General features: G+C 60.9%; 12 protein-coding genes. 6 read left to right on the top strand and 6 right to left on the bottom strand.

Annotated elements, in window-relative coordinates:
• From P1U48_RS17490 to P1U48_RS17475, 4 genes are all read left to right on the top strand, one after another.
• Positions 1-590, top strand: a 590-nt coding sequence (locus P1U48_RS17490; RefSeq protein WP_301070511.1) for a hypothetical protein, incomplete at its 5' end; no start/stop codon positions are given.
• Positions 591-701: 111 nt separating this feature from the next.
• On the top strand, positions 702-1,496 hold the full coding sequence (locus tag P1U48_RS17485) for a TRAP transporter small permease (RefSeq protein ID WP_301070509.1): 795 nt from the start codon (positions 702-704) through the stop codon (positions 1,494-1,496).
• Complete coding sequence (locus P1U48_RS17480; protein ID WP_301070507.1) at positions 1,496-2,893, top strand: TRAP transporter large permease; 1,398 nt, start codon at positions 1,496-1,498, stop codon at positions 2,891-2,893. The genes P1U48_RS17485 and P1U48_RS17480 overlap by 1 nt, the downstream gene beginning before the upstream one ends.
• A 635-nt stretch (positions 2,894-3,528) precedes the next feature.
• On the top strand, positions 3,529-5,190 hold the full coding sequence (locus P1U48_RS17475) for a thiamine pyrophosphate-binding protein (RefSeq protein ID WP_301070506.1): 1,662 nt from the start codon (positions 3,529-3,531) through the stop codon (positions 5,188-5,190).
• Here P1U48_RS17475 and P1U48_RS17470 read toward each other — a convergent pair.
• The 6 genes from P1U48_RS17470 to P1U48_RS17445 all read right to left on the bottom strand — a co-directional run bounded on the left by P1U48_RS17470 (position 5,187) and on the right by P1U48_RS17445 (position 13,582).
• Positions 5,187-5,630, bottom strand: a complete 444-nt coding sequence (locus P1U48_RS17470; RefSeq protein WP_301070504.1) for an MFS transporter — start codon at positions 5,628-5,630, stop codon at positions 5,187-5,189. The two genes, P1U48_RS17475 and P1U48_RS17470, sit on opposite strands and share 4 nt — an antisense overlap.
• Before the next feature lie 34 nt (positions 5,631-5,664).
• On the bottom strand, positions 5,665-6,753 hold the full coding sequence (locus P1U48_RS17465) for a Zn-dependent alcohol dehydrogenase (protein WP_301070502.1): 1,089 nt from the start codon (positions 6,751-6,753) through the stop codon (positions 5,665-5,667).
• A gap of 150 nt (positions 6,754-6,903) precedes the next feature.
• The gene (locus P1U48_RS17460; protein WP_301070501.1) at positions 6,904-7,575 is read right to left on the bottom strand and encodes a TerC family protein; all 672 of its coding nucleotides are present in this window, start codon (positions 7,573-7,575) and stop codon (positions 6,904-6,906) included.
• Positions 7,576-7,646: 71 nt separating this feature from the next.
• Positions 7,647-10,880, bottom strand: coding sequence for a carboxyl transferase domain-containing protein (locus P1U48_RS17455; protein ID WP_301070513.1), 3,234 nt, complete (start codon positions 10,878-10,880; stop codon positions 7,647-7,649).
• A gap of 445 nt (positions 10,881-11,325) precedes the next feature.
• Entirely contained in the window at positions 11,326-12,279 is a 954-nt protein-coding gene (locus P1U48_RS17450; RefSeq protein ID WP_301070499.1) for an SDR family NAD(P)-dependent oxidoreductase, read from the bottom strand.
• 64 nt (positions 12,280-12,343) lie between these two features.
• The gene (locus P1U48_RS17445; protein ID WP_301070497.1) at positions 12,344-13,582 is read right to left on the bottom strand and encodes an MFS transporter; all 1,239 of its coding nucleotides are present in this window, start codon (positions 13,580-13,582) and stop codon (positions 12,344-12,346) included.
• Positions 13,583-13,743: 161 nt separating this feature from the next.
• On the opposite strand from P1U48_RS17445, the gene P1U48_RS17440 reads away from it, so the two are divergent.
• Both P1U48_RS17440 and P1U48_RS17435 read left to right on the top strand, forming a co-directional pair.
• Complete coding sequence (locus tag P1U48_RS17440; protein WP_301070496.1) at positions 13,744-13,914, top strand: hypothetical protein; 171 nt, start codon at positions 13,744-13,746, stop codon at positions 13,912-13,914.
• An 84-nt stretch (positions 13,915-13,998) separates the two neighbouring features.
• Positions 13,999-14,319, top strand: coding sequence for a hypothetical protein (locus P1U48_RS17435; protein ID WP_301070494.1), 321 nt, complete (start codon positions 13,999-14,001; stop codon positions 14,317-14,319).

Raw genomic sequence — 14,319 nt, 5'->3', positions numbered from 1 at the left:
TCAAACCAGAGCTGTTCAAGAAAATTCCTTACCAGCTTACGGGACGTGACAACTATGCCTATGCCGCAAAGACCGGCAAATGGGATGTGAATCCGGCGCGGATCCGGTCGCCCGAGACTTATACATCGCTGGAAAAAGGCACGATCAGCGGCGCCACGACCTATGCCGGGCAAATCTATCAGTTCAAATTGAACGAAGTGACTGACAATGTCACCGTCCTGAACCTGGGTCAGCACATGAACGTGTATTACATGAACCTGGACACATGGGGCGATCTGTCGACCGAAGAACAGGCGGTATTCAACGGTCTGGCCAGGCAGCTGATGGAAGATCTGGCCCGGGTCGAGATCGAATATGCGACCGAAGTTCTCGAGTCCGTCGAAAAGCACGCAACCTATCCGATGAAAGTCACGTATCTGTCGGATGCAGAACGCTCGGTATGGTCCGAAAATCTGAAAAAGTCCTATCTGAACAACGTGGCAAACGCCACAAAGGTCAGTGCGGACGCACCAGAGATCGGTGAATTCTATCTGAACCAGATTGATGCGCAGGCCGTAGAAATTAAGTCTGGCGGCTATCCCTGGAACTGACGGTAAAATGATGGCCCGGCCCGGTTTGCGCCGCTGTGAAACCTATCTCAGCAGGTGCGGACCGGACCGGGTTCTTTGTCATCACCCGACGCTGTCCACGACGGAGGCCCCATGTTTACATTCTATATTTATCAGCACTATCTGAATCCTGCAGATGATTTTTGGAACGCCAATCACATTGCTTCGCTTTGGGGTATTGGCCTCTTTATGGACATTCTGTTGGTGCTTGTTTTGACGGTGATGGTTCTGTCGGCGATGGCACTTTCACAAAAGCACTATGCTGGCGCAATGATGCGTCTGGGCGGTCTCGCCAATGCGATGGACAAAATTGACAGGGTGATGATTTGGCTGGGATTCATCGCGTTGACCTTGCTGATTCTGGTCACATTTGTCTCGGTCGTGGGGCGCACCACGATAGGCCAATCCGTCCCCGATGACATTTCGTTTGCGGAATGGGCGATGGTTGCGCTGGTTGCGCTGGTGCTGGGCACGATTCAGGGGCGTGGCGAACATATCGAGGTGACGGTGATTTCTGACATGCTGTCAGAGCGCGGGCGCCTGGTGTTGCGTCTGCTGGGGGTTGCGATTGGCGTGATCGCAATTGGGCGCCTGACGATGGTCAGCCTGGACAAAGTTTCGGATTCGTTTCTCGAACTGACCTACGGGTCGATTTATGATCTGCCGCTGTGGCCGCCAAGATTGGTGTTCATGCTGGGAACATGCTGGTGGCTGGCGCGGATCGCGATCCAGGTGCTGTTGCTTCCGATGGTGATCAAGACCCAGGCGCAGGCGGATCTGAGCGAATATGACTGGGTTCTGACCCCGCTGCTGCCCAAAGACAGCGGCAATGAAATAGAAGACAGTGGTGAATTTGCCATATTACCCACGGGCGAGGGAGAAAAATAATGGATCGTGAAGTAATAGGCGCAATTGGCGTCGGCGTGATGATCCTGCTGATGTTCCTACGGGTGCCCGTGGCCATGGCGTTGCTGTTGGTGGGGTGGGGCGGCGTGACCGTTCTGCGCGGTGACCGGGCGGCAGATGCGGTGTTTTCGGCCGACACGTTTGGCGCGGTGCTGAACTTTGATCTGACGACAATCCCCAGCTTCATGCTGATGGGGTATATAACGTATGTCGCGGGCTTTACGCGTGATATCTATGATGCGGCGCGCATCTGGTTTGGCCGCATTTCAGGCGGGCTTGCGGCGGCATCGACAATGGGCTGCGCGGCGTTTGCCGCCGTGTCCGGGTCCAGCCTGGCCACGGCGGCTGCGATGGGCAAGATCGCGGTGCCGGAAATGCTGCGCCGCGGCTATGACAAGGGGCTCGCCACCGGGGTTGTGGCGGCATCGGGGACATTGGGGTCGCTGATACCGCCCAGCGTTCTGATGATCCTGTATGCGGTGTTCACCGAACAGTCGATTGCCTTGCTGTTCATGGCCGGGATCATTCCGGGCATTTTGTCGGCGGGTATCTATATCGGCATGGTTCTGATCCGTGCGCGGATCAATCCGAAACTGGCGCCTGGCATGGCCGAAAAAACAACCTGGGGCGAAAAGTTTCGGGCACTCAAGGGCGGCTGGGGCATTGCGCTGCTGTTCATCCTGGTGATGGGCGGCATTCTGATCGGTGTCTTCACACCAATGGAGGCGGGCGCAATCGGCGCATCCGGCGCGTTTCTGATTTCGCTGTTCTCGGGGCGCCTGACGACTGAACGCCTGAAATCGGCCTTTGCGGACACGTTGCGCCATACCGGATCAATCTTTGCGATCGTTTTCGGCGCGATGATCTTTGCCCGTTTCATGGCGCTGTCCGGTCTTGGCCAATGGATGGCGGATATGGCCGGGTCGGTCAGCGATCATGTGATCCCGGTGATTATTGCATTGTCGATCATCTATATCATCCTGGGCACGTTTATGGGCTCGATCGAAATCATGCTGATCACCCTGCCCATCGTGACACCAATTGTCGAAAGCTATGATGTGTCGCTGATCTGGTTTGGTGTCATCATGATCAAATACCTGGAAATCGGGCTGATAACGCCACCGCTTGGGTTCAATGTGTTTATGATAAGCTCGGTCGTGGGGCGCGCGGTGCCCATACAGTCGATCTTCCGGGGCGTTATGTGGTTCCTTGCGATGGATGTCCTGACGTTGGGGGTTTTGATTGCCTGGCCTCAGATCACGCTGTGGTTGCCGGATGTCTATGCGGAATGGATGTCGTTTCTGCGAAACGCCCAGCTTGGATCGTTCCAGGCGATCTGGTTGTGGATGACCGGGGGGCTGAACGGCGCGGCTGGGTAATCCGACATCAGCCACGCTGAGCAACTTGTTCCGGCGAAGCGCACCGCCAAAGATACACGCATCATTAGGGCCGTTGAGGGAACCGCCTGCCAGCTCATACAATACCATCCTCTGCATCCAGCACAGCAAGGCCACTCAATGCATCAAGCGACCAAATCAATCGCATGGTTACGGTAGTGTCGCCCGGCTTTGTTCCTGCTCATTGCTCTTCTCTTTGTTTGCGTTGCAACGATCAACACCTTGAAGCTGGCCAAGGCCCCGCACACCAAAGGCGCGGCGTGAACGGAGAGGGGCAGGACAGGGGGGAAATCGGTGACAATCCCTGTGGACGGGACGACTGAAGTGGTCCCATCTTTTCGGACAGGTTCGCAGCGCTTCCAACGCCACTTTGGCCTTAAACTGATCTGTGAAGTTTCGGCGCTTTGCCATGAAAGTATCCCTTCAAAAGTTTGGGATACACCTTAGCTGACTGTCCAGTTCTCTGGGACCACTTCACTTAGTCAGGTTCGGACGGGTCGGCATAGCCCGGGGCGCAGGTTTCCACATCTGCGGATATGTGAAGTGGCAGCACGGATTTGCTCGGATTCAACCGCTCTGCGTAAGTTTGACGCAGCATTCCAAGGAGGAAACCCGACATGTCCACCGAAAATACAATCTATCGCGCAATTGCCCGTGCCATGGTGGCCGAAGGGATCACCACCCATTTCGCGCTACTGGGTGATGGCAACATGCATTTCGGCACGGTCCTCGCCGAGGCGCCAGAGATCACCACGATCAACATGCGCCACGAACATTGCTGTGTTGCGGCCGCGATGGCCTGGTCCGACACCACCGGCGAATTGGCGCTGGCCTCGGTGACTTGCGGACCCGGACTGACCCAGCTGATGACCGGTCTCACCCAAGCGGCGCGGTCGCGGGTGCCGCTGATCTGTTTTGTCGGCGAGGCACCGATTCACAAGGACTGGTATGCCCAGGATATTGATCAGGCGGCGCTGGTGACCCCGACCGGGGCGCGCTACGTCGCAGCGCGCTCGCCCGGACGGCTCTATGCGGCCATTCAAAAGGCGTTTCACATCGCGCGCCACGAACGGTTGCCGGTGGTGCTGGGTGTGCCTCTGGACATGCAGAAGGAACCAGCCCCAGCCGGCGATTATACCCCGGCCCCGAGGGTCAGCAGCGGTGCGGCGGTTGTGCCCGAAGCCGCCGGGCTGGATCGGTTGGCCGACTTGCTGGCCACGGCGAAACGACCGGTGATCCTGGCTGGCAAGGGGGTGATCCAATCCGGCGCCGCCAAGGCGGTCGAAGATCTGGCCGAGGCATCGGGGGCCCTGCTGTCCACCACTTTGCCCGCGATGGGGCTTTATGATCACAATCCCTATTCTCTCGGGGTGTCCGGCGGCTATGCCCGTGAATACGCCACCGAATTGGCGGCGGGCGCTGATCTGGTGTTGGCCTTTGGCGCCAGCCTGTCCACCTATACCCTGGCGGGCGGCTCCTATTACGGTTCGGCGCGGCGGGTGCAGATCGACATCGCGCCGCTGGGACTATACGAGGGCGTCTGGGGTGCTGACGAATGGCTGGTCGCCGATGCCGGGCTGACCGCAATCGGGGTGACTGAGCGGCTGAAGGGCCGCCCGGTGGCGTCAGAGCTGCGCACCCAGGATGTCGCCGCCAGGCTGGCGCGGGATGTCAGCGACAGCGCGCCACGGGTGGATACCGACACACTGGTCGATCCGCGTACCGCGATTGATGCCATCGATGCGGTGCTGCCAAAGGATTACCAGCTGGTCGCGGGCAATGGTCATCAGGCATTCTGGCAGGCCAGTCTGCGCGGATTTCAGGGCGGCAATTGCCATGTTTACAAGAACTTCTCGGCGATTGGCAGCGGGTTGAGTTTCGCCATCGGTGTCACTGCGGCGCAAAACTCCGACCGGGTCGCCTTTATCGAGGGCGATGGCAGTCTGATGATGCATGTGCAGGAGCTGGACACTGTCAAGCGGCACAACCTCAAGATGCTGATCATCGTGATGAATGACGCGGCCTATGGTGCCGAGATCCACAAACTCCGCGCTGTCGGTTTGAACGATTCCGTAGCGATTCACGGCTTTGCCGATTTCGCCGCCATTGCCCGCGGCTTTGGTCTGCGCGGCGCCACCGCCACCAATCCGGACGAGATCACCGCCGCGATTGCCGAGTATGAGGCGGGCGAAGAGGCGATGGTGCTGAACATCCATATCTCGGATCAGATCGCCAGCCCGAGGATGCGCAAACAGCAGGTCGAGGCACGCAGCGCCTAGGCCGGGTCGAGATCCGCAAATCGCGCAGGCGCGGGGCAAACAGCCAAAGCGCTTGCGCGAACAGCATCATGACGCGGGCCATCAAGGTCATGACGGCGCGGGCGCCCACAAAGGCTGCCATCGCGGCGGCGGGCGCTGAGTGTTGTTGGCTGCGGCTTTATCCGCGGCAGCGCGACGATCATCGTGCAACTCTGGGTGTCTATCAGGTATTTGCGCCGGTCCAAGTGATCTGCCAGGACGCCACCGAACAGCGCAAAGATCATGATTGCTGTGCTGCGTCCAAGGTTCACCACGCTCAGCATCATCGGGTTGCCGGAGGTGCTGAGCAGCAGCCAGTTCTGCACCACCCGATCGAGCCCCGAACCGGTCAGGGAGATCAGGTTGCCGCTCCAAAACAGCCGGTCAGTCCAGTTTTTCAGTGCGGTAAAGATGCCGGACAAATCTGGCCCGGCATCCCTGTTTCAGATATCGTATTCAGATATCAAAGGTGATCACGCTCCGTGCCACGCCGCCGCCTTTCAGCGCCTCGAAGCCTTCGTTGATCTGGTCGAGCCGGATCCGGTTCGAAATCATCTGATCCAGTGGCAACCGCCCCTGCATGTAGAAATCGCAGAGCCGTGGGATATCGGTCGGGAATTGGTTCGACCCCATCAGACAGCCAAGGATCTTTTTCTGCCGCGCGAACAGATCGCGTCCGGAAAACTCGATCTGCATATCGGCGGGCATCACCCCCATCAGGGTCGCGGCACCGCCGGTGCCCAGCATCTGGATCGCCTGTTCCGCGGTCCTTTTGCCACCGATACATTCAAAGCTGAAGTTGACACCGCCGCCGGTCAGCTCGAGCACCTGCTGAACCGGATCGCCGTCAGCGGCGTTGATCAAATCGGTGGCGCCGAATTCCTTGGCCAGCGCCAGCTTGTTCGGCAGCATGTCGATGGCGATGATTCTCAACGCCCCGGCCAGTTTCGCGCCCATCACCGCCGACAGTCCAACGCCGCCGCAACCGATGATTGCCACGGTGCTCCCGGGTGGCACCTTGGCGGTGCGGATCACCGATCCGGTGCCGGTCAGCACCCCACAGCCGATCAGCGCGGCGCGGTCCATCGGCATGTCATCGCGGATTTTCACGATGGCATTCTCATGCACCAGCATCTCTTCGGCAAAGGCGCCGAGGTTGAAGGCCTGGCTGACATGGGTTCCGGCCCGCTCAATACGTTTGGCAACACCGGGGGCATGTTTGACCTCAGGGTTGGCACATTGGACCAGATTGCCGGAAATGCAATGTTCGCAGGTGCCGCAGAACACCGACAAACAGCCGACGACATGATCGCCGGGTTTGAAGCGGGTGACGTGGGCGCCAACCGCCTCGACGATCCCCGACACCTCATGGCCGAGCACCACCGGCATCGGCTGGCTGACCGTGCCGTCGATGTAATGCAGATCCGAATGGCAGAGCCCAACAGCGGCAGTGCGCACGCGCACCTCATGCGGCCCCATATTGCCGAGCGTCACGTCGACGATTTCCATCGGCTTGCCGACTTGTTCCAGTATTGCCGCCTTCATGCGGTGCCCTCCGACAGATGGGCGCAAATGCCTTGTGCTTTCATGATATCTCCTCCCACCCGCACAAATCGCGCGGGCCAATTGCATGTCGTCAGCATACAAAATCACCGAGGCCACGCAAGCGCAGCGCGGCAACCAAACAGGAATGAGTCAGAGCAGAGCGACGATATCCGAAACTTCGTGGCTGCCTTCGTAAATCATCCGAAGGGCGACATAAAATACCACCGCAAGGCCGACATAGGCGATCCAGCGATGTTTTTCCAACAGCTTGGCAATCGCCATCGCGGCAAAGCCCATCAATGCAATCGACAGGCCCAGGCCAAAAATCAGCACGGTGGGATGTTCCCGCGCCGCGCCGGCCACCGCCAGCACATTGTCGATCGACATCGACACATCGGCGATCATGATCTGCACCACCGCCTGCCGCAAGGTCTTGGTCCCGGCATCCTGCGGCGTCGGGTCGGTGGCCAGGGTCAATTCTTCTGCCAGCTTGGTCTTGCCGCCGGTGCGATTGCGCCATATGGCGCGCAGGCCTTCGGGATGTAGTTCCAGCCACATCTTCCAGCAGACCCAGAGCAGCAGGATACCCCCGGCGAGCACCAGACCGGTGACCTGCAGCAGTTGCACGGTGACGCTGGCAAAGCCGATTCGCAGCACTGTCGCCGCCATGATCCCGAACAGGATCGCCTTGCGGCGCATCGGCTTGTCCAGACCGGAGGCGGCCAGGGCAATGACCACGGCATTGTCGGCGGCCAGTGCGACGTCGATCAAAACCACCTGAAAGAACGCGCTGAGTGCCTCGACGCTGATAATGCCGAACATGGTTGACCTGACCCCTTGGCTTTGCCGACATGCTTTACTGCCTGAGGCCGAGGATCACCAGAGTCGCCAGGCTACCAGGCGTCGATATAATTCCGGGTGGCCTGGTGCGGGCGCATCGCCGCATTGGCGCGACAGTTCAACAGCCAGGCCCGGGTGTCAGCGGGGTCTATGACATCGTCCAAGGATTGATCCATCGCCTGCGACATCGCCTTGCCTTCGTCGATCAACTGGTTGAGGTGCGCGTCATACGTCGCCTGCCGCGCCTCGGGGTCGGTGATCGCGTCAAGCTCCTTGCGATAGGCAAGCCGCACCGCCCCCTCCAGGTTCATCGCGCCGAATTCGCCGGTCGGCCAGGCGCAGGCGGCGTCGATGGTGTTGAACGATCCGCCGACCATTGCCGCCTTGCCCAGGCCATAGCCCTTGCGCACCGTGACCGCAAAGATCGGCACCGAGAGATTGGCACCGACGATCATCAGCCGCGAGGAATGGCGGACCAGCGCAGTCTTCTCAACCTCGGGTCCGACCATGATACCGGGGGTATCGATGACGCTGACCAGCGGGATGCCATAGCTGTCACAAAGCTGCATGAACCGCGCCGCCTTGTCCGCCGCATCGCTGTCGATGGCGCCGCCGATTACCTTGGGGTTGTTGGCGAACAGGCCAAAGGCCTTGCCCTCGATCCGCACAAAGGCGGTGATCATCGCGCGGCCGAACTCCGGGCGCAGCTCCTGGATCGAACCCTCATCTGCCAGGGTGTTGATCAGCTCGTGCATGTCATAGCCGCGACGCCGGTTGTCCGGCACGATCCGCCGCAGCGGGCGTTGATCGGGGGTCGAAAAGTCTGGCAGATCGCCCTGCCAATAGGCCAGGGTGCGCTTGGCCTCGGTCACTGCCTGCGCCTCGTCCTCGACCAGAAGGTCGATGACACCGCTGGCGGTCTGCACATGATCCGGCCCGATCTCGCCGGGTTTGTAGACACCAAGGCCACCGCCCTCGATCATCGCCGGGCCGCCCATACCGATGTTCGCGCCCTTCACCGCGATGATGATATCCGACACCCCGAGGAATGCTGCATTGCCGGCAAAGCAATAGCCGGCGGTGATGCCGATCACCGGCGCCTTGCCGCTGAGTTTGGAAATCAGCGCGAAACTGCTGGAGGTGTTGAAATTGCCCTCGGTGTCACCGGGTCGCCCACCGCCGCCTTCGGCGAACTGGATCAGCGGCAGACGGTTCTTCAGCGCCAGTTCAAGAACCCGGTCGGCTTTCATGTGGTTCCGGTGGCCCTGGGTGCCTGCCAGAACCGTATAATCATAGGCCATCACCGCGACCCGGGCACGGTCGGGGAACAGCGCGCCATTGACCGTGCCGATCCCGGTGATCTGCCCATCGGCAGGGGTGTTGCGCACCAGATCATCCTGGCTGCGGCGCTGTCTTTGCATCGCGACGGCATAGCGTCCGTATTCGGTGAAGGACCCCGCGTCGATCAGATCAGCGAGGTTTTCACGGGCCATGCGCAGACCCTTGGCATGCCGCTTTGCCACGGCCTCGGGGCGGGCGGCATCCTCGGTCAATGCGCGGCGCTCATGCAGATCGGCGAGATCGGCACGGATCGCATCTGGGTCAACCTCGGCCTCGGCCTCGGCGACGTCGAGGGTTTCCCCGGTCGGCTCGATCCAGCCCAGCACATCGCCCTCGCTGACCGCGTCGCCCTGGCCGACGGCCGCGGTGAACCGGCCCGGCGCGGGGGCAGCGACGACGTTTTCCATCTTCATCGCCTCCAGCACCAGCGTCTCACCACCCTCGGCCATCAGGGTGCCGGGGCTGGAGACAGCAATGACCACGCCGGGCATCGGTGCGATGACGGCGACGCAGCCATGCGGCACCTCGGCCGAACTGCGCGGCCCGGTATTTTCTTCTGCCGCACTTTCCGGGAACAGATCCGGCCCGGCCTGCAACGTCTCGACAGGCAGCCGTTCAACCAGACCGGTATCGGCGGAGCCAGCCGCGAGAGCGGGCAGGGCGATCAGCCGCAACAACAGATCGCGATTGGTATCGATTCCGGCGATCCGAAACCGGCGCAACGCCCGATCCACCTGCGTCAGAGCCGCATCAAGCCCGCCGGGCGTGTGCACGATCAACTTGGCCAGCAGGCTGTCAAAGCGCGGATTGGGCGCATAGCCGCCATAGGCGGCGCTGTCGACACGGATGCCCGGACCGCCTGGCGGATCAAAGCGGCTGAGCCGACCCGAGGCGGGCTGCGGTGCGCCGTCCGGGCCGGTCTTTTCGGCGTTGAGACGCAGCTGAACCGCGCTGCCCCGGGTTTCCGGACGGGTGAAGTCGCTGAGCGTTCGACCGCTCGCCAGATCGAATTGCAGCGCCACCAGATCGAGCCCGGTGACCATCTCGGTGACCGTATGTTCGACCTGAATGCGCGGATTGACCTCAAGAAAGACGAAACTGCCATCGGCACGGACCAGAAATTCCACCGTGGCGATACCACGATAGCCGATCGCAGCGCAGAGCCGTTCCGCCGCCTGCCAGATCGCGGCGCGGCTGGCATCGCTCAGGTTCGGGGCTGGGGCGATTTCGACCAGCTTTTGCCGCCGCCGCTGCAGCGAACAATCGCGGTCGCCAAGCGCGATGACCATCTGCCCGTCACCGGCCACCTGCACCTCGACATGACGTGCCTGGGTCAGAAATTCCTCGGCGTATAGCCTGTCGTCACCAAAGGCACCCGCCGCTTCAGAGGCGCAGCGCGCCACCGCCTCGGACACGTCGGCGGGATCCGAGACGATGCGAATGCCGCGCCCGCCGCCGCCCGCGACCGCCTTGATCGCGATGCGGGTGCCGGGGGCGAGAGTGGCCATCAGGGTCTCGATCTCAGCCACGCTTGCCGGGGCAGGGATGCCCTGCGCCACCGGCACATCCAGGGTTTCGGCCAGCGCCCGCGCCGCGGCCTTGTCGCCCAGGGCCTCCATCTGCGCGGCGTCAGGACCGAGGAAGGTCAGACCGGCGGCGGCACAGGCGCGCACGAATTCGGGGTTCTCGCTCAACAACCCATAGCCGGGGTGCACACAGTCACATTCGCCTGCCCGTGCGGCGGCGACGACCGCGTCGATATCCAGATAGCCCGCAGGCCCGGTGCCCGGCAGTTGGATCGCCTGATCGGCATGGAACACATGCAGCGCTTCGGCATCGTCGGCGGAATAAACCGCCAAGGTCTCGATCCCCAGCGTCGCTGCCGTATGCATGACGCGCACTGCGATTTCGCCCCGGTTGGCCACCAAAACCCGTCGGAATTTCACCAAGTTCCTGCTCCCTCTGTCAGTGCCGACCCTGCCTTGCCGGTGTGCTCGCGGCAATAGACCCAAAGCCGGTATGCCAAGCAACCCCTCTGACAAAGTGGCCAAAAATGTGGTGCAATTGCATGTGATTTGAATGCGGAGCTCTGCGGTATGCCATTCATCGCGCAGTTGTTGCACCAGGTGAAGCGGGCAAGGGCAATCGCGGGATTTTACGGATGCGGATGAACAACCGAAGCGGCGTGGTCACAGCCACGGCTTCTGGAATCGGCCGCGCGGACGTCTAGCGTGTCGTATCCGAAGGCGCGGCGGTTGGTGTTGTGGATATCATCGACTGGGCCCGCTGCCCGGCCAAACGCGTCGCGCCGGATGGCATCCGAGTGACTGCGATCAGACAGCAAAAGGGGCGCGTCCGCTACCAGACACGCCCCCCTTTATTCTTGCAAGATCAGGCGGATTTCACGTCCGCTTCGGTCGTGCCCGGCTTTTCCTTGGGAACGATCGGCGTCAGCCCGTTCATCAAGCCATCGGGCACCGCCGTTGCCAGCTCATCCAGCGTGAACATCTCATCCTCGCCATGCACCAGGGCGCGCTGTTCCTCACCAAAGTAATAGGTGTGGATGCGGCCTTTTTCGACATGGAAATTCTGACCTGAGATCGACCAGGCATCGGGCGTGGCCAGATAGCCGACCAGCGGTGCGATGTATTCCGGGCCGCGATGGATCATCGTGCGGTCGTATTGCTCCTGGGTCATCAGCCCGGCTTCCAGCTTGCGTTTGCGGTTTTCCTTGACCGCGTCGGTCAGGGTCATCCTTGTATCCGCCGCGGGGCAGATCACGTTGCAGGTGATGTCATTGCGCTGGGTTTCCTTGGCGATCGAGCGGGTCAGCGAAATGATCCCGCCCTTGGCAGCGGCATAGTTGCACTGCCCGACCGAACCCTTGAACGCGTCCGAGGCAAAGTTGACGATACGCCCGTAGTTGACCTTGCGCATGTGCCGGATCGCGTGGTGACACAGGTTCCAATGGCCTTTCAGGTGGACATTGATGACCATGTCGAATTCGTCTTCGGTCATGTTCCAGATCATCCGCTCGCGCAGCACCCCGGCGACGTTGATCAAAATGTCGAGCTTGCCATGGTCGCGAACGATGCCGTTGACCAGATCACCCATCTTGTTGAAATCCGACACGGTGTCATAGCAGGGCTCGGCCTTGCCGCCCGCCGCCCGGATTTCGGCCACCACCTCATCGGCGGGGCGCTCTTCGGTTTCTTCGCCACCGCGTCCGAGACCCGGATCGACACACCAGACATGGGCGCCTTCCTTGCTCAGCAGCAGCGCGATTTCGCGCCCGATTCCCCGGCCTGCGCCGGTCACGATGGCGGTTTGTCCCTGTAGTCGCATCTGTAGGTCTCCTTCACAATCAAAATGGTATTCCAGAATAGTTGGGCGGGGCCAGAGATACCGGCTAGAGCCGATCCTCCAGCAAACTGCGGAATCTGGCGAAATGGGCGACATAGTAGAACATCAGGATCAGCTGTAGCGAAACGCCGACGATCAGCGGGATCCGCATCCCGTAATGGTCCGATGCGATGCCGATGATCAGCGCGCCGATGGCCGGTGAGCCGCGCATCACCAGCCCCATCACCGACAGCACCCGCCCGCGCAATTCGTCCGGCACCAGAATCTGTGTCAGGGTCTGTCCCGACACCGCCGCTGCCACCATCGCGGCGCCGGTCAGCGTCGCCAGTAGCAGCGCCATCCACAGCTCGGTCGACAGGGCGAACAGCAGCAATATCGTGCACATCGCGATATTGGCACCGATCACGATCCGGGCCAGACCACGCGCCGAATTCCGCGCCGCCAGCCACAGCCCGCCAAGAATCGCACCAACGCCAAAGGCCGAGGTCAGCGCAGCAAAATCGCTGGACGTTCCATTGAACGCCCGCGCCGCCCAACCCGGCAGCAATTCCAGCACCGGGCGCACGCAGATGCCCGAGACCATCAGTTGCAGGATCAACGCATTCACCCCGGGCATGGTAAAGGCGTGTTTCAAACCGATGACCATATCGACGAAAAAGCTTTTGCCAGATGCGGCGGGCGGCCGACGCTCCATCTTCAGCAGGCTCAGCATCAGGGCAAAGACCATAAAACTGAGCGCGTTCAGCGCAAAGGTGATGCCCATGCCCCCCACAGCGATCATCAACCCGGCAGCGGCGGGGCCGACAAATCGCGCCAGGTTGAAGGTGACCGAATTGATGGCGATGGCGGTGCTCAGCCATTCCTTATCGACCAGCCGGGGAGTGATCGCCAAGCGGAACGGTTGCAAGCCACCGGTGACAAAGCCGTTAAACAGGGTGATCAGAAACAGCGGCCAGATCGACAGATGTCCGGTCATGAACAGCGCCGCCAACAACAAGGCCTGCAACAGGCCCAGCCACTGACCCAGTTTCATCACATTCAACCGGTCCCAGCGATCCGCCGCTGCCCCAGCCATCGGCCCGATGAGGATGCAGGGGGCCAGATCGGCAAAGGCAATCGCCCCGACCCAGCCCGCGCTTTCTGTCAGGGTCCAGGCCAGCCAGCCGCTGGCGATCCGCTGCATCCAGGTGCCGATCAGCGACACCGAATTGCCCAGCGTGAACAGCCCGTAATTGCGCTGCTTCAAAACGTCAAAAATTCGACCGAACCCGAGACTGGCTGGCATGACGGAAAGACTCCGGCGCTAAATTCTGCGACCTGGGCGAATACGCCTTGCCGACCGCCCGGTAAGCAAACTTACCTTATCGCGACGGGAAAACATGCTCAAGTCATCTATCTTTGGTATTCTGCTGCATTCCAATTTTTGAGTCGACGCCAGCCTGGCTTATGACACGCCTGTATAAGACCCGCATTGCAAAGGACCGCGCCGCCATGGGTCTCGACGGTAAAGCCTATATCGTCGGCGCCTTCGAGCATCCGAGCCACTTTATCGCAGATGTGTTGGCCGCCCAGTTCCACGCCAAAGCGCCATGGGGAAGAGTCACGACGCAAGGTTGAGCAAGGACAATATCGACGGGTTGGTCGTTTTGGGCGATTGCCCCGGCGGCATTCAGTCGATGGGCAATGACCTGACCCTGCGCCATGTCGACAACACCGAATACCGGCGGCGTCTCACTGAGGGTTCAGGTCGGCCACGCGGCCCAGGCGATGGTGATGATCGCCCGGAACGGCACGCCCCGAGGGTTTCAGATCCAGGATGACGCGCGCGATTCCGGCCTGTTTCCTGCGGCTTTTGTTGGTCCGGGTCGGCAGCAACATATGGCTGGCCTGATGCCGAATGACGTTTCGATCTTCGATCTTCGATCAGCTAATTACATAATCTCCCTTATCTGCAAACGCTTCACCCAGTGGCGCGCGCTACCTTCAACTGCGACTCTTGTTAGAAAACAGTGGTTTGTCTAG

It is taken from the genome of Pseudooceanicola sp., assembly GCF_029213205.1.
Classification (GTDB): domain Bacteria; phylum Pseudomonadota; class Alphaproteobacteria; order Rhodobacterales; family Rhodobacteraceae; genus Pseudooceanicola.
Note: the sequence above shows the minus strand (reverse complement) of the source record. Positions and strands in the feature narration are given on the sequence as shown.

What these genes read in the sequence shown, in the direction of transcription:
- P1U48_RS17485 (WP_301070509.1), top strand. Translation starts at nt 702, where the DNA reads ATGTTTACATTCTATATTTATCAGCACTATCTGAATCCTGCAGATGAT.
- P1U48_RS17480 (WP_301070507.1), top strand. Translation starts at nt 1,496, where the DNA reads ATGGATCGTGAAGTAATAGGCGCAATTGGCGTCGGCGTGATGATCCTG.
- P1U48_RS17475 (WP_301070506.1), top strand. Translation starts at nt 3,529, where the DNA reads ATGTCCACCGAAAATACAATCTATCGCGCAATTGCCCGTGCCATGGTG.
- P1U48_RS17465 (WP_301070502.1), bottom strand. Translation starts at nt 6,753, where the DNA reads ATGAAGGCGGCAATACTGGAACAAGTCGGCAAGCCGATGGAAATCGTC.
- P1U48_RS17460 (WP_301070501.1), bottom strand. Translation starts at nt 7,575, where the DNA reads ATGTTCGGCATTATCAGCGTCGAGGCACTCAGCGCGTTCTTTCAGGTG.
- P1U48_RS17450 (WP_301070499.1), bottom strand. Translation starts at nt 12,279, where the DNA reads ATGCGACTACAGGGACAAACCGCCATCGTGACCGGCGCAGGCCGGGGA.
- P1U48_RS17445 (WP_301070497.1), bottom strand. Translation starts at nt 13,582, where the DNA reads ATGCCAGCCAGTCTCGGGTTCGGTCGAATTTTTGACGTTTTGAAGCAG.
- P1U48_RS17440 (WP_301070496.1), top strand. Translation starts at nt 13,744, where the DNA reads ATGACACGCCTGTATAAGACCCGCATTGCAAAGGACCGCGCCGCCATG.
- P1U48_RS17435 (WP_301070494.1), top strand. Translation starts at nt 13,999, where the DNA reads ATGTCGACAACACCGAATACCGGCGGCGTCTCACTGAGGGTTCAGGTC.